This window comes from Streptomyces sp. NPDC014889, from assembly GCF_043081205.1.
In the GTDB taxonomy this organism is placed as follows: Bacteria; Actinomycetota; Actinomycetes; order Streptomycetales; family Streptomycetaceae; genus Streptomyces.
This window is the reverse complement of the sequence record NZ_JBIBWH010000001.1, coordinates 459061-485488: the sequence shown is the minus strand read 5'-3', so window position 1 is coordinate 485488 and position 26428 is coordinate 459061. Positions and strand designations below refer to the sequence as shown.

The window sequence follows — 26428 nt, the reverse complement described above, 5'->3', positions numbered from 1 at the left end:
ATGTACGCCGTATGGCCCCACCTACGGCCCCTCGGCCGGTCCCGCTGCGGGTGCCCCGGCCGTCCGAGGGCCTTCTCGTCGTCCAGCCGTTGCGGCGCAAGTACTGCGCCGCGTGCCGGCGCGGTCCGCTGCCGCTGCTCGTGCTGGAGGAGGGAGCGCCGCGGTGCCTGGACTGCGCCGACCTCGGGCACCTGGTCTTCCTGCCGCGCGGCGACACCGCGCTGACGCGCCGGTCACGGGAGGAGAGCGCGCTGTCGGCGGTGGTGGTGCGGTTCAACCGGCGCAGGAGCCGTTACGAGCGGCAGGGCGTCCTCGTCCAGGAGGCGGCGCTGGTCCGCGCGGAGCAACGGTGCCTGGCGGACGCCGAGGCCCGGCGCCGCCGCCGGGCGCGCGACGCACGTCGGCGCGCGGCCGAGGACATACGTTTCACGGACGCGTTCGCGGCGGAGATCCTGCGGCTCTTTCCCGCCTGCCCGCCGGACCGCGCGCGGGCCACGGCCTCCCATGCCTCGCTGCGCGGCAGCGGACGGGTCGGCCGCAGCGCCTCGGGCCGCGCCCTGACCGAGGCCGCGGTCACCTCGGCAGTCACGGCCTCCGTGCGCCACCTGGACACCCCCTACGACCGGCTGCTGATGAGCGGGGTGGCGCGGCCCGAGGCCCGGCGGCGGATCAGTGATGCCGTGGACTCGGTGCTGCGGGCCTGGCGGGAGCAGGAACCGCGCGCCTGAGCACCCGCCCGGGGCCGACGACCCCGCGCCCGCCGCACGACGGACGCCTCCGGGTGCGGGCGCACCGCACCGCGGCCAGACCTGGCCCGCGCGCACCGCACCGCCCACACACCCGCCGGAGGCGCCCGGGTCCAGGCGCCCGGTTTCCGGGACGTACCGGGCTCTGCGCCTGGTGGGTGGCGGACGTATCGTGGCCGGAAAGAGGTGGTGCCCGAGGCAAGGGGGACGGCCATGGCCGATCCCAAGGGTTTCATGACCACACCCCGCCAGGAGTGGCCCCGCAGGCCGGTCGAGGAGCGGGTACGGGACTGGCACGAGGTGTACGTGCCGGGCGGGCTGCTTCCGATCATCAGCGATCAGGCCGACCGGTGCATGGACTGCGGGGTGCCGTTCTGCCACGAGGCCTGTCCGCTGGGCAATCTGATCCCCGAGTGGAACGACCTGGTGTCGCGGGAGGACTGGCGGGCGGCGGCCGACCGTTTGCACGCGACGAACAACTTCCCCGAGTTCACCGGGCGGTTGTGTCCGGCGCCGTGCGAGGCGGGGTGCGTGCTCGCGATCAACCAGCCGGCGGTCACCATCAAGAACGTCGAGTGCGCGATCGCCGACCGCGCCTGGGAGGAGGGGTTCGCCCCGCCGCGCCCGCCGGACCGGCTGTCCGGGCGGACCGTCGCGGTGATCGGCTCGGGGCCGACCGGGATGGCCGCGGCCCAGCAGCTGACCCGGGCGGGGCACACGGTCGCCCTGTACGAGCGGGACGACCGGCTCGGCGGGCTGATGCGGTACGGCATTCCCGCGTTCAAGATGGAGAAGCACCATCTGGAGCGGCGGTTGGAGCAGATGCTGGCCGAGGGGACGAAGTTCCGTGCGTCGACGGAGGTCGGGCGGGACGTCGGGGCCGCGGATGTGCGGGCACGCTACGACGCGGTGGTGATCGCCACGGGCGCCACTGCCTGGCGTGAACTTCCGGTGCCCGGCAGGGAGTTGACCGGCATCCACCAGGCGATGGAGTACCTGCCGCTGTCCAACCGGGTGTGCGAGGGCGACGTGGAGGCCTCACCGGTGTGCGCGGCCGGCCGGCATGTCGTGATCGTCGGCGGTGGGGACACGGGCGCCGACTGCCTGGGTACGGCGGTGCGGCAGGGCGCCGCGTCCGTGACCCAGCTGGACATCTACGCCCAGCCGGACACCGAGCGCGACGAGGAGCTCGAACCGTGGCCGACCTACCCGAAGATCTACCGGCTGTCGCCCGCGCACCAGGAGGCGGGCGACCTGGGCACGGCACCGGTCGCGGACGCCGACGCGCGGCTGTTCGCCGCGTCGACGCTCCGCTTCACCGGTGACGCCGACGGGCATGTGCGCGAACTGCACCTGGCCGAGGTGGACGCGGAACGGCGCCAGCTGCCGGGTACCGAGCGCGCGATCCCGGCCGATCTGGTGCTGCTCGCGCTGGGCTTCTCCGGCCCGTCCCAGGAGGACGGTCTCATCGACCAGTTGGGGCTGCGGCTCACCCCCCGGGGCACGATCGCCCGGGACCCGGCCTTCGCGACCAACGTCCCGGGCGTGTTCGCCGCCGGGGACGCCGCCCGGGGCCAGTCGCTGATCGTCTGGGCCATCGCCGAGGGGCGCGCGGTCGCAGCGGCCGTGGACCACCGCCTGACGGGCGTCTGGAGCCTCCCGTCCCCGATCGGCCCGTACGACCGTCCGATGCGGGTGTGACGTCCGGGGCGCCCCACCTGGCCGGCGGGGCGCCCCGGACGTCACTGCGTCACGACTTCCGCGGTCACGGCTTTCGCGCCACCGCCCCGTAGCCCGGGATGACGCCGTCGTCCTGGCCCGGGATCGGCTCGCCCAGTTCCGGATGCCACTTGTGGACGACCTCCACGCCGGGCTCGACGAGTTCCAGACCGTCGAAGAAGTGGGTGAACTCCTCACGGGAGCGCAGGGCGAGGGTGACGCCCGCGGCCTTCAGCTTGGCCGTGGCCGCCTGGGAGTCCTCCGGGGTGAAGTCCGAGGTGGCGTGGGTCATCATCAGGTAGCTGCCCGAGGGCAGTTCGGCGAGGAGACGGGCGACCAGGTCGTGGGCGCCGTCCTCGTCGGTGATGAAGTGGAGCAGTGCCACCAGGGACAGGGCCACGGGCCGGCTGAAGTCCAGGACCTTTCCGGCGCCCTGAAGGATCGTGGCCGGGTCGCGGACGTCGGCCTGCACGTACTCGGTGATGCCCTCCGGCGCGCTGCGCAGCAGGGCCGCCGCGTGGGCCAGCACGATCGGGTCGTTGTCGCAGTAGACGACACGCGCGTCCGGCGCGACCGACTGGGCGACCTGGTGCAGGTTCGGCTCGGTCGGTATGCCGGTGCCGATGTCCAGGAACTGCCGTATGCCCTGGCCGGCCAGCCAGCGCGTCGCCCGGTGCATGAACGCGCGGTTGACCTTGGCCATCACCGGCACCCGCGGGTCGAGTGCCAGCATCTGGCGGCCCAGTTCCTCGTCGACCGGGTAGTTGTCCTTGCCGCCGAGGTACCAGTCGTACATCCGCGCGGGATGCGGCTTGCTGGTGTCGATCTCGGTCATACGGCACCTCGTAAACGTCTGAAGCAAGCAGTGGTCATGATCAAGTCGTTACCAAGATTAGGGAGTTGAGACAGTCAACAGACAGGGGTCATTCAGGCCAGCAGGAAGTCCGCCTCTCCCGCCTTCGCGCCCTCGATGAACGCCGTCATCTCGTCGGTCGTGTAGATGAGCGCCGGTCCGTCCGGGTCGGTCGACTGACGGACCGCGATCCGGCCGTCGTCCAGCTTCATGGCCTCCAGGCAGTTGCCTCCGTTGCCCCCGCTCCACGGCTTGTGCCAGCCCTCGCTGCCGAGTTCGCGGGCGGGCATGCCGTTGTAGATGCCGCCGCGCAGCCGCGGCTTGGGCTGGTACGTGATGCGTTCCATTCACAGCTCCTTGCGGAAATCCCGGAGGATCTCCTTCGTGCGATGTGCAGTAGCGGCCTGCGCCGCCATGCGGTCCATGACCTCGAGGTGGCTCGCCACCTCCTGACGCGCGTCCAGGTAGACCGCGCCGGTCAGGTACTCGCTGTAGACCATGTCCGGAAGTTCGGGCATGGCGAATCGGAACAGCACGAAGGGGCCGTACGTGCCGGCGTGCGGCCCCGCGGAGAACGGGGCGACCTGCAAGGTCACGTTGGGCAGCTTCGCGGCCTCCAGCAGCCTGTCGATCTGGGCACGCATCACCTCGGGGCCGCCCACCTGGCGGCGCAGCGCGGTCTCGTCCATCACCACCCAGAACCTGGGTGCGTCCGGACGGGTGAGCAGGTCCTGGCGTTGCATGCGCAGCGCGACATGGCGCTCTATGCCCTCGGGGCTGGTCTGCCCGACGGCGCCGGACTCGAGCACTCCGCGCGCGTAGTCCTCGGTCTGCAGCAGCCCGGGGACGAAGTGCGGCTCATAGGAGCGGATGAGCGCGGCGGCGCCCTCCAGGCTGACGTACATCGAGAACCAGCCCGGCAGGATGTCGTGGAACCTCTGCCACCAGCCCGGCTGGTTCGCCTCCTCGGCCAGCCGCGTGAAGGCCTCGGCCTCCTCGTCGGAGACGCCGTACGCCTTCAGCAGCAGCTGGAGGTACGGGATCTTGAGAGCGACCTCGGCCATCTCCATGCGGCGCACGGTGGCAGGCGCCACGTGCAGGATGCGAGCGGCCTCCTCACGCTTGAGTCCCGCGCTCTCCCGCAGGTCCCACAGACGCCGGCCGAGCACGACCTGCCCGACGGTCGGCGCGGACCGCGGCTCACTCACACTCCACCTCCATGACCCAGGAGCGAACTGTACGGACGGACGTGAGGATTCCGGAGGCTCCCGTCATGAATCCCGCACGGCCCACGGCAACCGCTCGAAAGCCCGTTCGAAAATCTGGGGGCTCGGCAGTCTCAACTGGCGCCGTTCGACGTGCTGTTGCGAGCAGTGTGCCATGGCCCCTCAGCGTGACTCCAACACTCTGCAACTTTCAGAGTGCCACTTGCCAAGTGTTCACGGCGGGGCGATAGTGGCAAGCGTGATTCCGTCTCCGCCCTTAGGAACAGACGCCGCCGCGAGCTCGCCGAGCCGCGGCGCGAGTACGGGAGCGGGCCCCGTCGGGGGCGCTGCCGAGCGTCGGTTCCGCTTCGAGCTGGCCGCGCACCCCGGCTCCCCCGCGCAGGCCAGGCGCCTGACCCGGACCAGGCTGACCGGCTGGTCCGTGTGCGAGGACACCTGCGACGCGGCGGCCCTCGTCGTCTCGGAGCTGGTCACCAACGCCATCGTGCACACCGCCAGCAGGCAGATCGTGTGCGAGCTGCACGACGGGGACGAGCTGGTGCGCATAGCCGTGCGGGACGAGGGGTGCGCGCCGGGCGAGCCGCTGCCGTCGCCGCGGCAGCCCGAGGAGGAGCACGGGAGGGGACTGCTTCTCGTCGACGCCATGTGCCTGGCCTGGGGAGCCCACGACCAGGGCACCGGCCTCGTGGTGTGGGCGGAGCTGCCGCGCCGGACCGCGTCCGCGCGGAGCGACCTGGGCTGGGGCGCCCGCCCGAAGCCGGTCCCGGCCCGCGACGCCGGCGACAAGAACGGCCCGCAGGTGCACGGCCAGGCGCTCCGGCAGACCCACCGGCAGACACATCAGGAAACGGGGACCGCATGGCTGTGACCGACGCCGGCGCCTTGGGCGGCACAGGCCAGTCGCTCAACCTGGACACGCTCGTACGCATGGGGCGCCGTCTGCGCACCCACGGCACACCCCGGCGGCTGTCCCTGCCCGAGGACATGACCGCTCCCCTGGGCTGCGACGCGGTGGCGATCCCCGCCCACCTCGGTCCGCAGCTGATGCCCCGGCTGCCCCGCGTGGGCTGCGTCTACGCCGACCGCGCGCACTGGTGGTGGATCGTCCCCGCGGACTCCGACTACGCCCTGCGCTGGCCCGCCCCGGCCCACTACTCCCCCGGCGCGACGCTGCCCGCCTCACCGACGGCGCCCACGCTCGTCCACCGCCCGGCGGGCACGATCCCCTACACCCCGCCGATCCCCCTCTACCTGGCGCTGTGCCGCATCACCGGGACGACCCCGGCCTGGTCCACCACGGTCAGCGCGTAAGGAAGCGGAAGGGGCGGGGAAGCCGACGGGTCACGCCGTCGCGTCAACGCCCGGCTCTCCGCCTCGGACGATCACCAGGAACGTGTCTGTCGCGAGGTCCATGACAACCTCGGCGGGCAAGCCCTCCAGACGTCGCGCATGCGCGAACTCCTCCGCCGGCCACGACCCGCGGGGACCGCCGGCGGGAAAGCGCTCGAGCACCGTTCGCCCGTTCACGCTGCACCTCCACGTTCAATGTTGTACGTGCAGATTTAACCGCCATGCAGGGGGCGAACGCCTCTCCTGGTGACCCTACTGAGACGTACGTGACACCGGTTCACCACCGAAGGTGCGTCGCGCCTCACATTTCTGGGCAGTACCAGCACCATCCGCGCCGATCCGCGCACAGCCCGTGTTCAGGGAGACATGAAGACCGCTGCCGAGCCGACGACGACCATCCGCACGCCCTGGGGGCTCGCGGCCTTCCGACGGTTCGTAGTGGCCAACCTCATCTCGGCGACCGGGTCCGCGATGGCCCCGCTCGCCCTGGCCTACTCGGTCATCGAACAGGGCGGAGGAGCGGGATCCCTCGGCCTGGTGCTGGCCACGAACACCGTCCCCACGATCGTGTTCCTCCTCGCGGGCGGTGTCTTCGCGGACCGCCTGTCCCGGAGCAGGATCCTCTTCCTGGGCAATCTGCTGGCGGCGGGCGCGCTGGCCGTCACCGTGGCCACCGGGCACGCGACGACCGCGTCGATCGCGGCGTGCGGCTTCGTGTCGGGAACCGCGGCGTCCTTCACCGTGCCCGCCACGCAGGGCGCCGTCGCCCAGATCGTTCCCGCGCAGCACCTGCAGCAGGCCAACGCGCTGCTGAGACTGCCGAGCAACGCGGTCAAGGTGCTCGGGCCGGTCGTCGGCGGGCTCGTCGTCGCGGCCAGTGGCGCGGCCTGGGCCCTGGCCTGGGACGCGTTCACCTTCGCCGCCGCGGCCGTCCTGCTTCTCGGACTGCGTCTGGACGCCCCGCTCACCAGGGCCGCCGGCGTTCTGGGGGACCTGCGTACGGGCTGGAGCGGCTTCTGGTCGCGTACCTGGCTGTGGACCTACACGGCTGCCGGGACCGTCCTCGTCGCGGCGTGGCTGGCGGGCTTCCAGCTTCTCGGCCCGCTCGTCGCCGCCCAGCGGTATGCGGGGGCACGCGACTGGGGCCTGATCCAGGCGGCCTTCGCCTCCGGTCTGCTGGCGGGGACCCTCGTGTGCCTGCGCTGGAAGCCGCACCGACTGCTCACCGTCGCGGTCGGCGCGGGCGCGGCCCTCGCGCTTCCCCTGACCGCCATGGCGTGCGGCTCGCCGCTGCTCCTCGTCCTGTTGAGCGCCTCGCTGGCAGGGGTCGGGCTCGATGTCGCGATCGTCGCCTGGACCACCGCGTTCCAACAGCACGTGCCCCAGGCCGAACAGGGCCGCATGAGCGCCTTCAACGGCATCGGGGAACGCCTCGCCATCCCCCTCGGCTACCTCATCACCGCCCTCGCGGCCCGCTCCTGGGACACCCAGGGCGTACTGCTGGCATGCGCCGGCATGATCGCCGCGGCCACCCTCCTCAACCTCTGCGTCCCGGACGTGTACCGCATCAACCGCCTCGCGCAGACCGCCCAGTGAGACCGCTGCCGCCGAGACGGTACGCGTCCGTCGCCGCCACCAGGGCTTCCACCACGCCCGGTGCCCCCGAGTCGTGCCCGGCCTCGTCCACGAGGACCAACTCGCTGTCCGGCCAGGACCGGTGGAGGCGCCAGGGGGTGCCGAGGAGATTGCCGAAGTCGAGGCTGCCCTGGACGAGGGTGCCGGGAATGCCCTCGAGCCTGTGGGCGTCGCCCAGCACCACGCCCTCGTCGTTGCCCTCGCCGAGGAAGTGGTCGTTGCCGAAGTAGTGCGTGACCGTACGGGCGAAGCTCATGCGGAACGCGGGGTCCTCGTAGCGCTCGACGGAGCGGGGCGGGGCGGGGACGATCGCCGTCTCCCAGTCGGTCCAGGCCCGCGCGGCCCGCTCGCGCACGGCCGGGTCGGGCGACTCGATCAGCCGATTGCAGGCGGCCGCGAGGTTTCCGGTGCGGTCCGGCTCGGGCAGCTCGGCGAGGAACCGCTCGAAGGCCCCGGGGAAGATCCTCCCCAGGCCGTGGGTCAGCAGGGCCACCTCCGGGTTGGAGCCGGTCGCGATTCCCGTCAGCACCAGCTCGGAGACCACGCCGGGATGCGTCTGCGCGTAACGCAGCGCCAGCACCGATCCCCACGAGGCGCCCCACACCAGCCACCGCTCGACGCCCAGGTGCCGCCGCAGCAGCTCGAGGTCGGCCATCAGGTGCGCGGTCGTGTTGACGCTCATGTCGGTGCCGTACACGCTCGCGTGCGGCGTGGAACGGCCGCAGCCGCGCTGGTCGAGCAGCACGATCCGGTACGCGGCGGGGTCGCAGTAGCGCCGGTGTACCGGTGTGCACCCGGAGCCCGGCCCTCCGTGCAGCATCACCGCCGGCTTGCCGCGGGGATTGCCGCAGACCTCCCAGTACACACGGTTGCCGTCGCCGACGTCGAGCATGCCCTGGTCGTACGGTTCGGTCTCCGGGTACAGGCCCATCCGGGCACCGTAGCGGGCGTACGGCGTCCGCGTCGTCCCGTTTCCCGGGCCACCGTGGCTACCCCGCCGGTGGCCTCACCGGCAGCCCCGCCGTTCGGGCCGCTGTCTGCAGGACGTCCCGGAGCATGGTGGGGGTGAGTCTGCCCGTGAAGGTGTTGCGTTGGCTGACGTGGAAGCAGGCGAAGAGGTCGAGGCCGCCGAGGGACACCCGGGCGCCGTGGGCGAAGGGCGGGCGGGGGCGGGGGACGGGCCAGCCGGCTTCCGCGAAGGCCGGGAGGGCCGCCTGCCAGCCGAAGGCGCCCAGGACGACCGCCGCGCGGAGGGTGGGACGCAGCAGGTCGAGTTCCTGGACCAGCCAGGGACGGCAGGTGTCGCGCTCGCCCGGGGTGGGCTTGTTGGCGGGTGGCGCGCAGTGCACGGGCGAGGTGACGCGGACCCCGTACAGTTCCAGGCCGTCGTCGGCGGAGGTGGAGGTGGGCTGGGAGGTCAGACCCAGCTCGTACAGCGCCTCGTACAGTACGTCGCCCGAGCGGTCTCCGGTGAACATGCGGCCGGTGCGGTTGCCGCCGTGTGCCGCCGGGGCCAGTCCGACGATCAGCAGGCGGGCGTCCGCCGGTCCGTATCCCGGCACCGGGCGGCCCCAGTACGTCCAGTCGGCGAACGCGGCCCGTTTGGTGCGGGCCACCTCCTCCCGCCAGGCGACCAGCCGCGGGCAGGCCCGGCAGCCGGCGATCCGCTCGTCGAGGGCGGCGAGGATGCTGCTGTCGTCCATGCCTCCACGGTAATTACCTCCGGGTCGGGGCCGTCGGGCCGCTAAGGTCGGATGCATGGCTTCGCAGGACGACCAGGACCGGGACGTGGATCCGAAGACGACCGCCGCCGTCGTCGCCGCCGAGGCGGCCGGGCCGGCGAGCGGGGAGAACGTGCGGATCGACAGCTGGATCTGGGCCGTCCGGCTGGTCAAGACCCGCTCCATCGGCGCCACCGCGTGCCGGGGCGGGCACGTCAGGGTGAACGGGGAGCGGGTGAAACCCGCCTACTCGGTGCGCGTCGGCGACGAGGTGCGGCTGCGGCACGAGGGCCGCGAGCGGATCGTCGTCGTCAAGCGGCTGATCCGCAAGCGCGTGGGCGCTCCCATCGCCGTCCAGTGCTACGTCGACAACTCCCCGCCGCCCCCGCCCCGCGAGGCCGTCGCCCCGATCGGCATCCGCGACCGCGGCACGGGCCGCCCCACCAAGCGCGACCGCCGCGAGCTGGAACGCCTGCGGGACCTGGGCGGGCCGGGTGGTTTCGGAGGCGGCTCGGGGAGTCGTCCCGCGGAGCGGTGACGCCGGTCCGGGCGGTCGGTTCCGTCACGCCTGCCGCCGCACCAGCCGCAGCAGCCGGGCGTTGTGGTCCCGTCGCGCCCAGGCGATGACCGCCAGCGGCACGATCAGGACGACCGGGGTCGCCGCGTTCTGCCCGTCGAAGGCGGTGAGCTGCACGATGAACGCCCCCACCATCAGCGCGCTCAGCGCAACCGCCGACACCGACTGGAGCGCCGGGATCAGCAGCGCCACGCCCCCGGCCAGCTCCAGCACTCCGATGCTGTACATGCCCACGCTGCCCCAGCCCATCCGGTCGAAGGTCTCGACCGCCGTCGGATGCGCGATGAGCTTGGGCAGCGCGCTGGCGAGCACGAAGAACAGCGCGAGGAGCACCTGCACCGCTCGCAGCGCGACACGGGCGGCGCGGCGGCCGGAGGCGGGCGTCCGCGACGTGGTGGGTGCGGTGGGCACGGTGCGCTCGGACACGGACATGCGGGTCTCCTGTGTGTGGCGACGAGGAACGGCCGAGGTGCTTTCAGGCCGTCGTGCTTTCACAGAGGTAGACCGGACCGTGGCCCCGAACTCATCGCTGTCCGGACTCCGTCATGGACGCTTGTCCGGGACCGCCCGCACCCATATCCCGTCCTCGGTCAGATACCTGTCCACCCTCAGGCCCGCCTCCCCCAGCGCCTCCTCGAACTGCTCCTTGGTCAGCGGCCGGGAGCGGAAGGTCTGGGTCCAGGTCGCGTCCGGGAACACGTACTCCGCGCGGACCGCGTTCACCCCGCCGCCGACCGGATCCGCCGACAGGATCCGCACCGTGTAGCCCGCCGGGTCCACCCGCTCGCGCGGCAGATTGATGTGGTAGTCGCCGCCTTCCCGCTGGATCAGTACGCAGCCGTCCTCCGCGACATGCCGCGCGCAGGCGCGCAGCAGTCCTCGCCGTACCTCCGGGTCGCCCGTGTGCACCAGGAACGAAGCGAGGATCACGACGTCGAAGGTCTCCCCCACGTCCAGGTGCTCGATCGGGCTGCATATGGTCCGCGCCCCGCGCACCCGCTCCAGCATGTCCGGTGACTCGTCCACCGCCGTGACGGTGAACCCGCGCTCCAGCAGCGGATGGGTCACGCGGCCCACACCGCAGCCCAGCTCCAGGATGTGCGCTCCCGCGGGCACGGCCGCGGCGATGATGTCCGGCTCGTCCCCCACGGACAGCCGCGCGTACAGCTCCACCGCGCAGCCGTCCGGTGTGATCGCTCCCGGTCCCGTCCCCTGATGTCCCTCGCGCATTCTCAGTTCCATGCCCGAACAACGGCCCGCTCCCGCACGGCCGTTCCCCTCCCGGTCCTATTCACCTGTTCGAGTGGGTCCGGGGCTGCTTTGGTGTGCGGGCCGGGCGAGAGTACGTTGCAAGAAGGAGTGGTGATCGGCGATGCGTACAGGCAGTGAACCCGCCACCGCACGCAGTGCTCTGCGGGCGCGGTTCTGGCTGAGCGTGTGGGGGCTGGTCTGGGCGGGCTTCGGCACGGTGGTGTTCGTGCTGGTCGGACGGCCCGGGTGGGCGGCGGCCTGCGGTGTGCTGTGGCTGGTGATGGCCGTCGACTTCCTGCTGGTCGTCCGGCATCTGCGGCAGGGTCCGCACTATCAGCCGGGGCGTGACGTGCCGCCGTACTGGCCGCCGGACGAGCGGCGACGGTAGCAGGGGCCGGCGGGGCAGCCGTCGGCGACGGGTGCCCGGACACTCGGCGCCAGTGCCCGGACGTTCGGCGGACGTCAGCTGTCGAACCGGGCCCGTTGCAGGTACTCCGGGTTCGGGTCCAGCGCGGCGGCCAGCCGGAAGTGGCGCCGGGCCTGGTCGGGGCGGCCCTGCCGCTCGTAGGTGCGGGCGAGTGCGAAGTGCGCGTACGCGTTGTCCGGTTCACGCTCCAGCACGATGGTGAACTCCAGCTCCGCGGGCCGGAGCTGGGCGGACGCGAAGAAGGCGCGGGCGCGCAGCAGCCGGGCCGAGGTGTTCTCCGGGTGGGCGCCTATGACCCGGTCGAGCAGCTTCACCGCGCCCCGCGGGTCCCGCGCGGCGAGCAGCTTCTCGGCGGCGCGGTACTCGATGACGTCGGTCTCCGGAGTACGTTCGGGCACGACTGCTTCCTTCCCTCGCCGCAGTGGTTCCACGCCACGGGCCGGGCGGCCCTGTTCCTGGGTCCGTCCCTGTGCCTGGCCTCATGCCCGGGGGCGGTGCTCCCGAGACCCCTGGTCCGGGTGCCGGCGGGGCTCGTGCGCCCTGCGGACCCGCTCCGCCCGGACCAGCTCCGCCCACACCTCCCGTACCCGCCGCTCGAGCCGCTCCAACGGTACGTCGTTGTCGATGACGATGTCCGCGATCTCCAGGCGCTTCTCCCGGGACGCCTGCGCGGCCATGCGCGCGCGTGCGTCCTCCTCGGTCATCCCGCGCAGCCGCAGGAGCCGGTCCAGCCGGGTCGCCGGGCTCGCGTCCACGACGATCACGAGGTCGTAGAGCGGGGCGAGGCCGTTCTCCGTGAGGAGCGGGACGTCATGGACCACGACGGCGTCCTCGGCGGCGGCCTGCTCCAGTTCACGGGAGCGGGCGCCCACCAGGGGGTGCACGATCGAATTAAGGACGGAAAGCTTCGCGGAGTCGGCGAAGACGAGGGAACCCAGCCGGGGCCGGTCCAGGCTCCCGTCCTCGGCAAGCACCTCCGGACCGAAGGCGTCGACGACCGCCGCGAGGCCGGGCGTGCCCGGAGCGACGACCTCGCGCGCGATGCGATCGGCGTCGATCAGCACGGCTCCGCACTCCACGAGCAGCCGCGACACCTCGCTCTTACCGGCACCGATGCCCCCGGTGAGGCCCACTTTCAGCATGAGCGGCAGCTTAGGCGCTGTCTTCGGCGGCCCGCCCGGCGGGCGGGCGGCACCTGCTGCTCTCCCCGGTCAGTTCTCGCCCTCACGCTCCGCCAGGAAGCGTTCGAACTCGCGGCCGATCTCGTCCGCCGACGGGATCTCGACGGGTTCGGCGAGCATGTTGCCCCGGGTCTCCGCGCCGGCCGCGGCGTCGTACTGGTGCTCGAGGCCCTGGACGAGGGAGGTGAGTTCCTCGTCGCCCTCGCGGATCTGCCGGTCGATCTCGGTCTGGGTGCGGTGGGCCTCGTTGCGCAGGGAGTGGGCGACGCTCGGCAGGACAAGGCCGGTGGCCGAGGTGATGGCCTCCAGGGCCGTCAGCGCCGCGTCCGGGTACGCGGAGCGCGCGATGTAGTGCGGCACGTGCGCGGCCACACCCAGCACGTCGTGCCCGGCCTGCATCAGGCGGTACTCAAGGAGCGCCTCCGCGCTGCCCGGCACCTGCGCCTCCTCGAAGGGGCTGCGGTGGCCGGGCACCAGGTCACTGCGGTTGCCGTGCGGGGTCAGGCCCACCGGGCGGGTGTGCGGGACGCCCATGGGGATGCCGTGGAAGTTCACCGACAGGCGTACGCCGAGGCGCTCGACGATCTGCCGTACGGCCGCGGCGAAACGCTCCCACTCCACGTCGGGCTCGGGCCCGCAGAGCAGAAGGAACGGCGCGCCGGTGGCGTCCTGGACGAGACGCACCTCGATGCCCGGCACCTCGTATCCGCTCCAGCGGTCCCGCTGGAACGTCAGCAGCGGGCGGCGGGCCCGGTAGTCCACGAGCCGGTCGTGGTCGAAGCGCGCCACGACCTGGTGGGGCTGCGCGTCCAGCAGCCGCTCCACGATCTGGTCGCCGGTCTCCCCCGCGTCGATGTATCCGTCGAAGTGGTAGAGCAGGACAAGGCCGGCCGACTCCTGGGCGAGCGCCATGTCGACGACGGCCAGACCCTTCGGCTCCCATGCGTACAAACCCTGCGGATCAAGCACTGTGTGACCGCCCCTCCTCGTATTCGTTGGTTCACAACGAGCTGTGGGACGTTCGCATTCCCCGTGGGCCGCAAGGTTCCGCGGGGCTCCTCGAACAGCTCGAAGGGCCGCACCCGGAATGGGTGCGGCCCCTCAAGTCAACGGCTCAGGCTCAGTGGCCGGCCCCCTGTGCGGGAGCTCAGCTCTGGCCGCCGGCCAGCTTCTCGCGAAGCGCTGCCAGCGCCTCGTCCGACGCCAGGGCGCCGGAGTTGTCGCCGCCCTCGGAGGAGTACGAACCGCCGGACGCGGCCGGAGCGGCGGCCTCGCCACCCTCGGCGGCGGCAGCGGCGTCCGCCTCGCGGGACTTGATGACCTGCTGCTGGTGCTGCTCGAAGCGGGACTGCGCCTCGGCGTACTGGCGCTCCCACTCCTCGCGCTGCTTCTCGTAGCCCTCGAGCCAGTCGTTGGTCTCGGGGTCGAAGCCCTCGGGGTAGATGTAGTTGCCCTGGTCGTCGTAGGACGCGGCCATGCCGTACAGGGTCGGGTCGAACTCGACCGCGGACGGGTCGGCACCGAAGGACTCGTTGGCCTGCTTCAGCGAGAGGCTGATGCGACGACGCTCGAGGTCGATGTCGATGACCTTGACGAAGATCTCGTCGTTGACCTGGACGACCTGCTCCGGGATCTCCACGTGGCGCTCGGCCAGCTCGGAGATGTGGACCAGACCCTCGATGCCCTCGTCCACGCGGACGAACGCACCGAACGGAACCAGCTTCGTGACCTTGCCGGGCACGACCTGGCCGATCTGGTGGGTGCGGGCGAACTGCTGCCACGGGTCTTCCTGGGTCGCCTTCAGCGACAGGGAGACACGCTCGCGGTCCATGTCGACGTCGAGGACCTCGACGGTGACCTCCTGGCCCACCTCGACGACCTCGGACGGGTGGTCGATGTGCTTCCAGGACAGCTCGGAGACGTGCACCAGGCCGTCGACGCCACCCAGGTCCACGAAGGCACCGAAGTTGACGATCGAGGAGACCACACCGGAACGGACCTGACCCTTCTGGAGGGTCGTGAGGAACGTCTGGCGGACCTCGGACTGGGTCTGCTCCAGCCAGGCACGGCGGGACAGGACCACGTTGTTGCGGTTCTTGTCCAGCTCGATGATCTTGGCCTCGAGCTCCTTGCCGACGTACGGCTGGAGGTCGCGGACACGGCGCATCTCGACGAGGGAGGCCGGCAGGAAGCCACGGAGGCCGATGTCGAGGATGAGACCACCCTTGACGACCTCGATGACGGTGCCGGTGACGATGCCGTCCTCTTCCTTGATCTTCTCGATGGTGCCCCAGGCACGCTCGTACTGGGCGCGCTTCTTCGAGAGGATCAGGCGGCCTTCCTTGTCCTCCTTCTGGAGGACCAGGGCCTCGATCTCGTCGCCGACGGCCACGACCTCGTTCGGGTCGACGTCGTGCTTGATCGAGAGCTCGCGGCTCGGGATGACACCTTCGGTCTTGTAACCGATGTCGAGCAGGACCTCGTCCCGGTCGACCTTCACGATGACGCCGTCGACGATGTCGCCGTCGTTGAAGTACTTGATCGTCTCGTCGATCGCTGCGAGGAAGGCTTCCTCGTTACCGATGTCGTTGACCGCTACCTGCGGGGTGGTGGCGGTGGTCTCGGTGCTGCTCGTCATGTGGGAAAGGGCTCCGGTACGGACATTGAGTCGTAGGTACTGCATTACGCCGGGAGCCCGTTTCGCTCTGCAGAAGCCGGACAGCCAAGGAAGCGCCACACAAAACGCCGGTGGCGCCTCGAAAACCGAGGGGACATACAACAGATGCGAGCGCAGCCTGCTCCGTCTGAGGCGCGCAGGCCCGCAGCGCAACTTGTAGCATACGGGGGCAGCCGGGCAGGGTCAATGCGCGAAGCCGCACAGCCGGGGCGGATCGCCCCATATCCGGCACAAAACCCGTCCCCCGAGGCCACGCCGAACCGAGCGAGTCCCTGCGGTGACACCGCCGGAACCGGTCGGACGGGAGAGCCCGCAGATTAGTACGAGGGAGCCGATCATCCAAGAGCCAGCACCGTCCGAACAGTTCGAACCGGCCGAACCGGAGGCCACCCGGCGCGAGGCCGGTGCGGCGGAGAGCTCCCGGGCCAACCGGGGCTGGTGGGACCGCAACGCGGACGAGTACCAGATCGAGCACGGCACGTTCCTCGGCGACGACCGTTTCGTGTGGGGCCCGGAGGGCCTGGACGAGGTCGAGGCGGGTCTGCTCGGCGACCCCGAGGACCTCAAGGACAAGGACGTCCTGGAGATCGGCGCCGGCGCGGCGCAGTGCTCGCGCTGGCTGGCCGGGCAGGGCGCGCGCCCGGTCGCTCTCGACCTGTCGCACCGCCAGCTCCAGCACGCGCTGCGCATCGGTGGCGCGATCCCGCTGGTGTGCGCCGACGCGGGCGCGCTGCCGTTCGCCGACGGCTCCTTCGACCTGGCGTGCTCGGCGTACGGGGCGCTGCCGTTCGTCGCCGACCCGCGCGCGGTGCTGCGGGAGGTGCGGCGGGTGCTGCGGCCGGGCGGGCGGTTCGTGTTCTCGGTGACGCACCCGATCCGCTGGGCGTTCCCGGACGAGCCCGGCCCGGAGGGGCTGTCGGTGTCCGGCTCCTACTTCGACCGCACGCCGTACGTCGAGCAGGACGAGGGCGGCCGCGCGGTGTACGTCGAGCACCACCGGACCGTCGGGGACCGGGTGCGGGACGTGGTGGCGTCGGGCCTGCGGCTGGTGGACCTGGTCGAGCCGGAGTGGCCGGCCTGGAACACCTCCGAGTGGGGCGGCTGGTCGCCACTGCGCGGGAACCTGATCCCGGGGACGGCGATCTTCGTCTGCGTACGGGACTGAGCGCGTGACGGGGTGCGGGAGAACGGGACCGATCGCGTGATCCGCCACGACGAGCCGGCCGTGCTGCCGGTGCGCGGCGCGCTGCCGGCCCTTCACGACGCGCTGGACGGTCACGGGACCGCCGTCCTGGTGGCGCCGCCGGGCACCGGCAAGACGACGCTGGTGCCGCTCGCGCTGGCCGGACTGCTGGGCGAGGGGCCGGCGCGGCGGGTGGTCGTGGCCGAGCCGCGGCGGATCGCGGCGCGTGCGGCGGCCCGGCGCATGGCGTGGCTGCTGGGTGAGAAGGCGGGCGGGAGCGTCGGCTACACCGTGCGCGGGGAGCGCGTCGTCGGGCGCCACGCGCGCGTGGAGGTCGTCACGACCGGTGTGCTGCTCCAGCGGTTGCAGCGCGACCAGGAGCTGGCCGGCGTCGACGTGGTCGTGCTCGACGAGTGCCACGAACGGCATCTGGACGCGGACACGGTGGCGGCGTTCCTGTGGGACGTGCGCGAGGCGCTGCGGCCGGAGCTGCGGCTTGTGGCCGCCTCGGCCACCACGGACGCGCGCGCGTGGGCGGAGCTGCTGGGCGGGGCGCCGGTCGTCGAGGCGCACGGCGTGTCGCATCCGGTGGAGGTGGTCCGGGCCCCGCCCGCCCGGCCGGTACGGCCCCCGCACGGGATGCGGGTGGACCCCGCGCTGCTGACGCATGTGGCGTCGGTGGTGCGGCGGGCGCTGGCCGAGCGCGCGGGGGACGTGCTGTGCTTCCTGCCGGGCGTGGGCGAGATCGGGCGGGTCGCGGGTCTGCTGGGAGATCTCGGGGACGTGGACGTGCTCCAGGTGCACGGGCGGGCGCCGGCGGAGGTGCAGGACGCGGTGCTGGTGCCGGGGCGGCGGCGCCGGGTGGTCCTCGCGACCTCGGTCGCCGAGTCGTCGCTGACGGTGCCCGGGGTGCGGGTGGTCGTCGACTCGGGGCTCGCGCGGGAGCCACGCGTGGACCACGCGCGCGGGCTGAGCGCGCTGACGACGGTACGGGCCTCGCGGGCCTCCGGGCGGCAGCGGGCGGGCCGCGCCGGACGTGAGGCGCCGGGCGCGGTGTACCAGTGCTGGGCGGAGGCCGAAGAGGCGCGTCTGCCCGCCTTTCCCGCACCGGAGATCAAGGTGGCCGATCTGACGGCGTTCGCCCTCCAGGCGGCCTGCTGGGGCGACCCGGACGCCTCCGGGCTCGCGCTGCCGGACCCACCGCCTGGCGGGGCGATGGCCGCGGCGCGGGAGGTGCTGACGGCCGTGGGCGCGGTGGACTCCGCCGGGCGCGCCACGGACCGCGGGCACTCGCTGGCGAGGCTGGGGGTGCATCCGCGGCTGGGCCGGGCCCTGCTCGACGCGTCCGCCGCCGGCGGGGCCGAACGGGTCGCGGAGGTCGTCGCGCTGCTGAGCGAGGAGCTGCCGCGGGAGTACGGGGACGATCTCGCCGCGGCCCTGCGGGCCGCCCGGCGCGGCGGCGACGCGTACGCGGCACGCTGGCGGACGGAGGTCCGTCGGCTGCGGGCCGCGGTGTCGGAGGTCTCCGGCACGCCCACCCGATCCGCCCGCTCCGGGCCGGAGCGGGCGGCCGGCACCGGGATCGGGAGCGGGAGCGGGAGCAAGCGGCGCCCGGAGGCCACGGGCGACACGGGCCCCACCGGGCTGCGGCCCGCCCGCCCACGGACCGGCCACGACACGGAACCGGCAGCCCCGGAAGGAAAGACCGCCGAGCCGCTGCCCACCGCCCGAGCCGGAAGCGGACCGCGCCCGGAGACCACCGGGGACACGGGCCCCACCGGGCTAGGGCCCGGCCGCCCACGGACCGGCCACGACACGGAACCGGCAGCCCCGGAGGCGAAGGCCGCCGAGCCGCTGCCCGGGGCTGGGAGTGGGCGCCGGCCGGGGGACGCGGGGCTCGTGGGGCTCGTGGCTGCTCTTGCCTTTCCGGAGCGGGTGGCTCGGCTCGATGGTGGCTCGTACCTGATGGTCTCCGGGACCCGGGCGGAGCTCGCGGACGGGTCTCCGTTGTGGGGTGCGCCCTGGATCGCCGTGGCCGTGGCCGACCGGCCGGTGGGGAGGCGGCACGCGCGCGTGCAGCTCGCCGCGGTCGTCGACGAGGACGTCGCCCGGCTCGCGGCCGGTGCGCTCCGTACGGAGCGGGACGAGGTCCGCTGGGGTGACGGCGACGTCGTCGCACGGCAGGTCGAGCGGCTGGGGGCCGTGGAGCTGGCGGTGCGGCCCCTGGCGGACGCCGCCCCCGGTCTCGTACGGGCGGCGCTGCTCGACGGCTTGCGGCAGGAGGGGTTCGGGCTGCTGCGCTGGTCGGCGGAGGCGGACGTGCTGCGGCAGCGGCTGGCGTTTCTGCGCCGGCACCTCGGCGAGCCCTGGCCCGACGTGTCCGACGACGCGCTGCACGCGCGCGTGGACGAGTGGCTGGAACCCGAGCTCGGGCGGGCCCGGCGGCGCTCCGACCTGGCGCGGATCGACGCCGGGCAGGCGCTGGCCCGTCTGCTGCCCTGGGCCTCCGGTGACGCCGGCCGGCTGGACGAGCTCGCGCCGGAACGGCTCACGGTGCCCAGCGGGTCACGGATCCGGATCGACTACGCGGATCCCGAACGGCCCGTGCTCGCCGTGAAGCTCCAGGAGATGTTCGGCCTGCACGACTCGCCCACGGTCGCCGGGGTGCCGGTCCTGGTGCACCTCCTGTCCCCCGCAGGCCGTCCCGCCGCCGTCACCGCCGACCTCGCCTCGTTCTGGAGGAACGGTTACCGGAACGTACGGGCGGAGCTGCGCGGACGGTATCCGAAGCACCCCTGGCCGGAGGACCCGGCGTCCGCGGAGCCGACCCGGCACACCAACGCCCGGCTCAGGCGCTGACCGGTTCGGTCCTCCGGGCGGGGGCCGGCCGCCGGACGTCATGAGGGCGCCCCGCCGCGGTGGCGGGGCGCCCTCATGGTGTTCGTGCCGGTGCTACGAGGATGCCGACGGGCCGGGGGACGGCTCGGCCGGGGTGTCGGCCGGCGCCACCTTCAGCTCCACGGTCAGCGTCGCGCCGCCCGCGGCGGTGATGCGCAGCAGGAACGTGCCGGTGGTGTCGTCCGCGTACAGCTTCGGCAGCTTCAGCAGGCCGTTCGCGTCCGTCTGAAGGTCCGTCAGGGTGCGGACCGGCTTGCCGTCGGCGTCCTTGAAGTAGGGGCCGCTGTCGTTCTGGGCGGGGTCGTCGGCCGACTTGACCAGGGTGGCGGTGGCCGCGACCCGGTCCGCGACGGCGCCCTTGTAGGTGGCCCTGACCTCGACCTGGTCGGCGAACTCGCCGCCCGGCGTGCAGACCAGTGCGGTGTCGGTGGTGCGGGCGAGGGCGTCGGCGGCGCGCTCGGTGACCGTGGCCGTGTAGTCGACGCCGGGGAGCGTACGGCCGACGACCGCCGCGTGGACGGTGAAGCCGCCCGTCTTCTCGCCGGCCCGGAGCGCCGGTGCCACGGCCACACCCGAGGCGTCGGTGGCGACGGTGGCGACCTTCTCGCCGCCGGTGAAGGCGGTGTCGGTGTCGCCGGTGATCGTGAACCGGATCCGCACCTTGGCGACGGCCTTGCCGTCCCCGGTCACGGCACGGGCTCTGATCTTCTCCGTGAACGCGTCGCCCGCCATGGCGGTGAGCTCGTCGGTGCCCGCGTCCTGGAGGTGGTGCACGGTGTCGGTCGGGGTGGGCGGCGTGGTGGGCGTGCCCGGGGTGGACGGCGGGTTCGGCTCGGACGGCGGGGTCGGCCGGGACGGCGGGGAAGGGATCGGCCCGGGGGTCGAGGAGCCGCCGCCCGGCTTGCCGGGCGTGGCGGGCTTTCCGGGGCCGCCGGGCTCGGGGGTCGTCCTCGGGGCGGGCGGCTGCGGCGTCGGACCGGGGTTCGCGCCGGGCGTGCGGTCGCTGCGGTGGGTCGGCAGGGGGCCGGTTCCGTCCGGGACGGAGTGGCTGCCCTTGCGGTAGAACTCCAGCCACGTCAGGACCGTGTTCAGATACTCCGTCGAGTTGTTGTAGCTGAGGATCGCGCGCCGGAGGTCGGCGTCGGTGGACAGGTCCCAGCCGTAGCGGCACAGGTAGTGGCCGGCGGCGAGGACGGCGTCGTAGACGTTGTTGGGGTCCTTCTTGCCGTCGCCGTTGCCGTCGCGGCCCGCCCACTCCCAGGTGGAGGGGATGAACTGCATGGGCCCGACCGCGCGGTCGTACCTGCTGTCCCCGTCGTACAGGCCGTGGTCGGTGTCGCTGATGTGGGCGAAGCCGTTGCCGTCGAGGGGCGGGCCGAGGATCCGGGACACCGTGGTGCCGTCGGCGCCGACGTTGCCGCCGCGTGCGTGTCCGGACTCCACCTTGCCTATGGCGGCGAGGAGTTGCCAGGGCAGGTTGCAGCCCGGCTTGGAGGCGCGCAGTTCGGCCTCGGCCTTCTTGTAGGCGTCGAGCACGGTGGCCGGTATGCCGGCCTCGGCCGGGCCCTTGGAGATCGGGGTGCCGACGACGGGCGCCGGGCTGGGGCTGTTGAGGGGCGGCAGGTCCGTGAAGTACGGCGAGTCGCCGGTCGCGCCGCCGTCGGGCTGGGGCGTCGCCTCGGCGGCGGACTGTCTGCCGTGTTCGTCGACGGTCACGTCCGGAGCCTGCGAGGCGGACAGAGCCGCGACCGCCGCCGCGGCCACGGCCGTGGTTGCCGCTCCCTTGCGCAACCTGCTGCCGAAATGCGCCGCCATAGAGTGAGCCCCTCCTGTGGACGCCCGAGCGTCCGTCTCTGTCTGTCCGTTCGCCCTGTTGTGACGATCGACCCGTGTGACTGGTTGCCCTCGCGGAGCCGCACGGGTTGACGAATCCAGGTGACCCTACGACAACTTCCTTGGTATCGGGACCCGTTCGTGCCCGATTTTCACCGGTTGGCCACGGCTGGTTAACGGGTGCACCGCTCGCGTGCCGCGCATACTGGACGGCGACGATCACACCGGCCCGCCGGCCCGGTCGACGCACGCCAGGAGGAGCCCCGTTGCCGTTCACTCTGAGCCATGCGGCAGCCGTACTCCCCGCGATACGCGGCGACGGAACGGGACGGGGACGGCTGGTCCCTTCGGTGCTCGTGGCGGGCTCCTTCGCGCCCGACCTGATCTATTACACAGCGGGTGTTGTGCCCGGGGCGATGGAGTTCGGCACCATCACGCACTCCTTCCCCGGGGTCTTCACCCTCGATGTGCTCGTCGCCTGGCTGCTGGTCGGGGTGTGGCTGCTGCTGCGCGAGCCGCTCGTCGCGCTGCTGCCGCGCGCCCGGCAGGGGCGGACGGCGGCGCTGACACGGTGCGGCACACCCTGGACGCGACCGCGCCCGGCGTCGGTGCCGTGGTGGTACGCCTCCGCCGCGCTGGGCGCGCTGACGCACGTGGTGTGGGACGCGTTCACCCACCACGACCGCTGGGGGACGCGGCTGTTCCCGGTGCTGGGCCGGCAGTTGGGCGGGGCGCCCGTCTACTGGTATCTGCAGTACGGCAGCTCGGCGGTGGCGACCGTCGTGATCGCCGGGTTCCTGGTGCACGCGCCGCGGCGGGTTCCGGCGGGCGAGCCTGCCGGGGTTCCCGAGTTGTCGGTACGGGACCGGCGGCGGGCCTGCGCCGTGATCGCGGCCTGCGCGGTCGCCGGTGCCGTGCAGCGGACCTGGCACTGGTGGACGGGCCGGGGGGCGACAGCCGCTCTCTGGGAACTGATTCCGACCCTGTGCTTCGGCGCGGGCGCGGGGCTGGCCGTGGGCCTGCCCCTGTACGCCCTGGACGTCAGGCTCCGGCGCGGTCAACGGCCTCCGGGGGGCGGTGGCGGGGACGGTGTGACGGGGCCGGCCGGATCGGTCGGTTCCGGCCGGGAGGGGGACCGTGCCGGTGCCGGTGTCTCTGGCGGTCCCGGTGGTACGAGCGGTTCAGCCCCGGCAGGTTGAGCCGGTCCCGTCCAGGTGGGGCTGGTCCGGCCGGTGTCAGGGGTTGCGGCGGTCCTGGCGGGGGTGGTGCGGGGGCGGGCCGCCCGGCCGGTTGCCGGTGGGAGTCGCGGTGGCGACGAAGACGGTGATGCTGCGCACCGGGCGGGGGCGGTGCAGCGGAGAGAGCAGCAGGGCGAGGTAGCCGCGAGCGGTGTCCGCCCACAGACACCAGGCACGTGTCTCCCCGGGTAGAGGATCGCCGGGGCCGAACCGGGCGCGGAGCCCGCTCGCGGCACGGCGCAGGGTCGCCGTCAGATTCGCCGGAACGCGGGCCGTACCGGCGTCGGGCGCGTAGGGCCGGACCGACAGAGGTGCCCCTTTGGGGGCCTCGCCGATGTCCACCCGTATCACCGCCGGCCGGCGGTTGAGCATGCGTATACCCATGCCCGCATCCTGTCGGGCACGGCTCGCGGCTGCGCCTCTTCGGGGTCCACGTGAGTGACGGGCGCTGCCGCGGGTGCGCCAGGCGAGGGAGGGCCTCGCTCCGAGCACACCGAAGCCGGCGGAGCCGCCCTTCAGGGAGCACCCCGGCGCACGGGCGGTGGCCGGTACGCGGTGGCCACGGCACGCGACGGGGCTCCGGCCCCGGCTCCGTGGGCCCCCCACGCGCCGCAGGCTAGTGCGCCGCCGACTCCCAGTCCGGGCCCACGCCGACCGAGACGTCCAGCGGGGCCCTGAGCTGTACCGCGCCGGCCATCTGGTGGCGGACGATCTGCTCCACGGTCTCGCGTTCCCCGGGAGCGATCTCCAGGACGATTTCGTCATGCACCTGGAGCAGCATGCGGGAGGTGAGGCCCGCCTCGCGCAGGGCGCGGTCCACGTGCAGCATGGCGATCTTGACGATGTCGGCCGCCGTGCCCTGAATGGGCGCGTTGAGGGCCATGCGCTCGGCCATTTCTCGGCGCTGACGGTTGTCGCTGTTGAGGTCGGGCAGATAGCGGCGGCGGCCGAACAGGGTCTCGGTGTACCCGGTCGCCCGCGCCTCGTCGACCACGCGGCGCAGATAGTCCCGTACGCCGCCGAAACGCTCGAAGTAGGCGTCCATCAGACCGCGCGCCTCGGCCGCCTCGATGTTCAGCTGCTGGGAGAGGCCGAAGGCCGACAACCCGTACGCCAGGCCGTAGGACATCGCCTTGATCTTGCGCCGCATCTCCGGCTCCACCGCCGAGCGGTCGACGCCGAAGACCTGCGAGGCCGCCGTGGTGTGCAGGTCCTCGCCCGAGGTGAACGCCTCGATCAGGCCCGCGTCCTCGGACAGGTGGGCCATCACGCGCAACTCGATCTGGCTGTAGTCGGCGGTCATCAGCGACTCGAAGCCCTCGCCGACCACGAAGCCGCGCCGGATGGCCCGGCCCTCGTCGGTGCGGACGGGGATGTTCTGCAGATTGGGGTCCGTCGACGACAGGCGGCCGGTCGCGGCGACCGTCTGGTTGAACGTGGTGTGGATGCGGCCGTCCGCCGCGATCGTCTTGATCAGGCCCTCGACGGTGACGCGCAGCTTCGCCTGCTCGCGGTGGCGGAGCATGATGACCGGCAGCTCGTTGTCCGTCTGGCCGGCCAGCCATGCCAGGGCGTCGGCGTCGGTGGTGTAGCCGGTCTTCGTCTTCTTCGTCTTCGGGAGGGCGAGCTCGCCGAAGAGGACTTCCTGGAGCTGCTTGGGCGAGCCGAGGTTGAACTCGTGCCCGGCCGCCGCGTGCGCCTCCTTCACGGCCTGCTGCACCGCGCCCGCGAACATCTGCTCCATCGCTTCCAGGTGGGCGCGGTCCGCCGCGATGCCGTTCCGCTCCATGCGGGCCAGCAGGGCGGACGTCGGCAGCTCCACGTCGCGCAGCAGGTCCGCGGCGCCGACCTCCGGGATGCGGGCCTCGAAGGCCTCGCCGAGGTCGAGGACGGCTCGGGCCTGGATCATCAGCGCCTCCGCCTCGGCGCCCTCGTCCGCGCCGAAGGCGAGCTGCCCGTCGGCCGCGGCGGCGGGGACCAGCTCCCGGTGCAGGTACTCCAGGGACAGGGCGTCCAGGTCGAAGGAGCGGCGGCCCGGCTTGACCAGGTAGGCGGCGAGCGCGGTGTCCATGGTGGCGCCCTCGATGGTCCAGCCGTGCTCGGCGAAGACCCGCATGGCGCCCTTGGCGTTGTGGAAGATCTTGGGCCGGTCCGCGTCGGCCAGCCAGGCGGCGAGCGTGCTCTCGTCCGCCTCGTCGAGCTGCGACGGGTCGAACCAGGCGGCCGCTCCGTCGGGCGCGGCGAGCGCGATCTCGGCGACCGAACCCGCGCCGAGGGCCCAGGCGTCGACGGTGGCGACGCCGAGGACCTGCGTGCCGTGCTCGGTGAGCCAGGCGGCCAGCTCGCCGGTGCCGAGCACGGTGCCGTCCAGCTCCACGCCGTCCGTCGTGATCGGGGTCGTCTCGGCCTCCTCGGCGCCCGGGTCCACGGCGAAGAGCCGCTCGCGCAGGGAGGGGTTGCGGATCTCCAGGGTGTCCAGGACCATCGCGACGGCCTTGCGGTCGTACGGGGTGCGGGTGAGGTCCGTGACGGCCTTCGGGAGCTCGACGCTCCGCTCCAGCTCGGTGAGCCGGCGGTTGCGCTTGACGGACTCGAGGTGGTCGCGCAGGTTCTGGCCCGCCTTGCCCTTGACCTCCTCGACCCGCTCCACGAGCTGCGCGAACGAACCGAACTGGTTGATCCACTTCGCGGCGGTCTTCTCACCGACGCCGGGGATGCCCGGCAGGTTGTCCGACGGGTCGCCGCGCAGTGCGGCGAAGTCCGGGTACTGGGCCGGTGTCAGCCCGTACTTCTCGATGACCTTCTCCGGGGTGAACCGGGTCAGCTCGGAGACGCCCTTGGTGGGGTAGAGCACCGTCGTGTGCTCGGAGACCAGCTGGAAGGAGTCGCGGTCACCGGTGACGATCAGCACCTCGAAGCCCTCGGCCTCGGCCTGGGTGGCGAGGGTGGCGATCACGTCGTCCGCCTCGTACCCCTCGACGGCGAAGCGGGAGGCGTTCATCGCGTCGAGCAGTTCGCCGATCAGCTCGACCTGGCCCTTGAACTCGTCCGGGGTCTTGGAGCGGTTCGCCTTGTACTCGGTGAACTCCGCCGAGCGCCAGGTCTTGCGGGAGACGTCGAAGGCGACGGCGAAGTGCGTCGGCTCCTCGTCACGCAGGGTGTTGGCCAGCATCGACGCGAAGCCGTAGATGGCGTTCGTCGGCTGGCCCGTCGCGGTCGTGAAGTTCTCCGCGGGCAGCGCGAAGAACGCGCGGTAGGCCAGCGAGTGCCCGTCCATGAGCATCAGCCGCGGCCGGGCGCCGCCGGGGGTGGTGTCGGTCTTCTTCGATGCTGTCTCTGCCACGCCCCCGATCCTGCCACGTACCACTGACAGCCGAAGCCCGCGCCCTGACAGCCGGCCCCCACCGCCCGCCTCCGCGGCCCACCGTCCACCTCCGCACCCGGCGGAACGCCACGCCCCGGCCCCCGCCCGGCCCGGCCACGACGCCCCACGACATCGCGCCGTCCCGGAGCCCGGAGCCCGGAGCCGAGCCAGCGCCGGGAGACGCCCCACTCCACGGCACGCTCGCCGCGCGGCCATCGAAGGTCACGTCCGGCCGTAAGCCCGGCGGCTCGGTCGGCGAGCGGGGGCTGGGCCATGCGCCCGGCGGCCGTCACGCTGTGGCCTCGTGCCGTCCCGGGCCGGAACCGGGCCCATGCCGGAGACGGTCCGCAGTGCAGGACATCCGGCAGCGCAGACCGACCGCAGGGCACGATCCGAACCGGGACCGGCGGGTCAACCCCCGACGCCATCGCCCGCAGCGCCGTGCCGGCCGCGGCCGGACCGGCCCCACGCCGGAAGGCCGTCCGCGCGGCCCGCGCCCCGGCTGTCGTCGGCCCTGGGGCGGGCCGTGCGTGCGGTGGCGTGCGGCGC

Annotated in this window: 25 protein-coding genes; 10 read left to right on the top strand and 15 right to left on the bottom strand. The window is 72.8% G+C overall.

The features are described 5' to 3' along the window. The first annotated feature begins 11 nt into the window (after nucleotides 1–11). The gene (locus tag ACF09J_RS02195; protein ID WP_392303458.1) at nucleotides 12–728 is read left to right on the top strand and encodes a DUF2293 domain-containing protein; all 717 of its coding nucleotides are present in this window, start codon (nucleotides 12–14) and stop codon (nucleotides 726–728) included. Between the two features lie 231 nt (nucleotides 729–959). Beyond that, nucleotides 960–2447, top strand: a complete 1488-nt coding sequence (locus tag ACF09J_RS02190) for a glutamate synthase subunit beta (protein WP_392303457.1) — start codon at nucleotides 960–962, stop codon at nucleotides 2445–2447. A 64-nt stretch (nucleotides 2448–2511) separates the two neighbouring features. Here the strand turns inward: ACF09J_RS02190 and ACF09J_RS02185 are convergent, their stop codons facing one another. The 3 genes from ACF09J_RS02185 to ACF09J_RS02175 form a co-directional block, all read right to left on the bottom strand. Further along, nucleotides 2512–3300, bottom strand: a complete 789-nt coding sequence (locus tag ACF09J_RS02185) for an SAM-dependent methyltransferase (protein ID WP_392303456.1) — start codon at nucleotides 3298–3300, stop codon at nucleotides 2512–2514. Nucleotides 3301–3392: 92 nt separating this feature from the next. Next, nucleotides 3393–3665, bottom strand: a complete 273-nt coding sequence (locus ACF09J_RS02180) for a DUF397 domain-containing protein (RefSeq protein WP_100569534.1) — start codon at nucleotides 3663–3665, stop codon at nucleotides 3393–3395. Then, a complete protein-coding gene (locus ACF09J_RS02175; protein WP_392303455.1) occupies nucleotides 3666–4526 on the bottom strand; it encodes a helix-turn-helix domain-containing protein in 861 nt (286 codons plus the stop codon). It abuts the gene before it with no gap. Nucleotides 4527–4773: 247 nt separating this feature from the next. Between ACF09J_RS02175 and ACF09J_RS02170 the strand changes: the two genes are divergently transcribed. Together ACF09J_RS02170 and ACF09J_RS02165 are read left to right on the top strand one after the other, a co-directional pair. Continuing rightward, complete coding sequence (locus ACF09J_RS02170; RefSeq protein ID WP_392303454.1) at nucleotides 4774–5412, top strand: ATP-binding protein; 639 nt, start codon at nucleotides 4774–4776, stop codon at nucleotides 5410–5412. Beyond that, nucleotides 5403–5855: a hypothetical protein gene (locus ACF09J_RS02165; protein ID WP_392303453.1), complete on the top strand. Its 453-nt coding sequence runs from the start codon at nucleotides 5403–5405 to the stop codon at nucleotides 5853–5855. The genes ACF09J_RS02170 and ACF09J_RS02165 overlap by 10 nt, the downstream gene beginning before the upstream one ends. 30 nt (nucleotides 5856–5885) lie before the next feature. On the opposite strand, the gene ACF09J_RS02160 is transcribed toward ACF09J_RS02165, so the two are convergent. Continuing rightward, on the bottom strand, nucleotides 5886–6071 hold the full coding sequence (locus tag ACF09J_RS02160) for a hypothetical protein (protein ID WP_392303452.1): 186 nt from the start codon (nucleotides 6069–6071) through the stop codon (nucleotides 5886–5888). 189 nt (nucleotides 6072–6260) lie between these two features. Between ACF09J_RS02160 and ACF09J_RS02155 the strand changes: the two genes are divergently transcribed. Further along, nucleotides 6261–7490 carry an MFS transporter gene (locus ACF09J_RS02155; RefSeq protein WP_392303451.1) on the top strand — a complete coding sequence of 410 codons (1230 nt, stop codon included), beginning with the start codon at nucleotides 6261–6263 and terminating at the stop codon, nucleotides 7488–7490. On the opposite strand, the gene pip is transcribed toward ACF09J_RS02155, so the two are convergent. Both pip and ACF09J_RS02145 read right to left on the bottom strand, forming a co-directional pair. Beyond that, nucleotides 7462–8460: a prolyl aminopeptidase gene (gene pip / locus ACF09J_RS02150; protein WP_392303450.1), complete on the bottom strand. Its 999-nt coding sequence runs from the start codon at nucleotides 8458–8460 to the stop codon at nucleotides 7462–7464. The genes ACF09J_RS02155 and pip overlap by 29 nt on opposite strands. 58 nt (nucleotides 8461–8518) lie before the next feature. Beyond that, nucleotides 8519–9232: a uracil-DNA glycosylase gene (locus tag ACF09J_RS02145; RefSeq protein ID WP_392303449.1), complete on the bottom strand. Its 714-nt coding sequence runs from the start codon at nucleotides 9230–9232 to the stop codon at nucleotides 8519–8521. A gap of 55 nt (nucleotides 9233–9287) precedes the next feature. Between ACF09J_RS02145 and ACF09J_RS02140 the strand changes: the two genes are divergently transcribed. Then, entirely contained in the window at nucleotides 9288–9788 is a 501-nt protein-coding gene (locus tag ACF09J_RS02140) for an RNA-binding S4 domain-containing protein (RefSeq protein ID WP_392303448.1), read from the top strand. A gap of 24 nt (nucleotides 9789–9812) precedes the next feature. Here the strand turns inward: ACF09J_RS02140 and ACF09J_RS02135 are convergent, their stop codons facing one another. Beyond that, a complete protein-coding gene (locus ACF09J_RS02135; RefSeq protein WP_392303447.1) occupies nucleotides 9813–10259 on the bottom strand; it encodes a DoxX family protein in 447 nt (148 codons plus the stop codon). A 111-nt stretch (nucleotides 10260–10370) separates the two neighbouring features. Continuing rightward, nucleotides 10371–11069, bottom strand: a complete 699-nt coding sequence (locus ACF09J_RS02130; protein WP_392303446.1) for a class I SAM-dependent methyltransferase — start codon at nucleotides 11067–11069, stop codon at nucleotides 10371–10373. 130 nt (nucleotides 11070–11199) lie between these two features. On the opposite strand from ACF09J_RS02130, the gene ACF09J_RS02125 reads away from it, so the two are divergent. Continuing rightward, on the top strand, nucleotides 11200–11466 hold the full coding sequence (locus ACF09J_RS02125) for a DUF6343 family protein (protein WP_392303445.1): 267 nt from the start codon (nucleotides 11200–11202) through the stop codon (nucleotides 11464–11466). Nucleotides 11467–11540: 74 nt separating this feature from the next. On the opposite strand, the gene ACF09J_RS02120 is transcribed toward ACF09J_RS02125, so the two are convergent. The 4 genes from ACF09J_RS02120 to rpsA form a co-directional block, all read right to left on the bottom strand. Then, nucleotides 11541–11903 (bottom strand): tetratricopeptide repeat protein, encoded by a 363-nt coding sequence (locus tag ACF09J_RS02120; protein WP_392303444.1) that lies wholly within the window; start codon nucleotides 11901–11903, stop codon nucleotides 11541–11543. A gap of 81 nt (nucleotides 11904–11984) precedes the next feature. Beyond that, the gene (gene coaE, locus ACF09J_RS02115; RefSeq protein WP_392303443.1) at nucleotides 11985–12647 is read right to left on the bottom strand and encodes a dephospho-CoA kinase; all 663 of its coding nucleotides are present in this window, start codon (nucleotides 12645–12647) and stop codon (nucleotides 11985–11987) included. A gap of 69 nt (nucleotides 12648–12716) precedes the next feature. Next, nucleotides 12717–13655 carry a PAC2 family protein gene (locus tag ACF09J_RS02110; protein ID WP_392303442.1) on the bottom strand — a complete coding sequence of 313 codons (939 nt, stop codon included), beginning with the start codon at nucleotides 13653–13655 and terminating at the stop codon, nucleotides 12717–12719. Between the two features lie 178 nt (nucleotides 13656–13833). Further along, nucleotides 13834–15324: a 30S ribosomal protein S1 gene (gene rpsA / locus ACF09J_RS02105; protein WP_225074198.1), complete on the bottom strand. Its 1491-nt coding sequence runs from the start codon at nucleotides 15322–15324 to the stop codon at nucleotides 13834–13836. A gap of 316 nt (nucleotides 15325–15640) precedes the next feature. Here rpsA and ACF09J_RS02100 point away from each other — a divergent pair, with 316 nt between their 5' ends. Then, a complete protein-coding gene (locus ACF09J_RS02100) occupies nucleotides 15641–16528 on the top strand; it encodes a class I SAM-dependent methyltransferase (RefSeq protein WP_392303441.1) in 888 nt (295 codons plus the stop codon). Between the two features lie 36 nt (nucleotides 16529–16564). Beyond that, the gene (locus ACF09J_RS02095; RefSeq protein ID WP_392303440.1) at nucleotides 16565–19405 is read left to right on the top strand and encodes an ATP-dependent RNA helicase; all 2841 of its coding nucleotides are present in this window, start codon (nucleotides 16565–16567) and stop codon (nucleotides 19403–19405) included. Nucleotides 19406–19498: 93 nt separating this feature from the next. On the opposite strand, the gene ACF09J_RS02090 is transcribed toward ACF09J_RS02095, so the two are convergent. Beyond that, a complete protein-coding gene (locus ACF09J_RS02090) occupies nucleotides 19499–21259 on the bottom strand; it encodes a lytic transglycosylase domain-containing protein (RefSeq protein ID WP_392303439.1) in 1761 nt (586 codons plus the stop codon). Between the two features lie 284 nt (nucleotides 21260–21543). On the opposite strand from ACF09J_RS02090, the gene ACF09J_RS02085 reads away from it, so the two are divergent. Further along, nucleotides 21544–22476, top strand: a complete 933-nt coding sequence (locus ACF09J_RS02085) for a DUF4184 family protein (RefSeq protein ID WP_392303438.1) — start codon at nucleotides 21544–21546, stop codon at nucleotides 22474–22476. A gap of 36 nt (nucleotides 22477–22512) precedes the next feature. Here ACF09J_RS02085 and ACF09J_RS02080 read toward each other — a convergent pair whose 3' ends face one another. Together ACF09J_RS02080 and polA are read right to left on the bottom strand one after the other, a co-directional pair. After that, complete coding sequence (locus tag ACF09J_RS02080; RefSeq protein WP_392303437.1) at nucleotides 22513–22899, bottom strand: hypothetical protein; 387 nt, start codon at nucleotides 22897–22899, stop codon at nucleotides 22513–22515. 232 nt (nucleotides 22900–23131) lie between these two features. Next, nucleotides 23132–25858, bottom strand: coding sequence for a DNA polymerase I (gene polA / locus ACF09J_RS02075; protein ID WP_392303436.1), 2727 nt, complete (start codon nucleotides 25856–25858; stop codon nucleotides 23132–23134). Nucleotides 25859–26428: the final 570 nt, after the last annotated feature.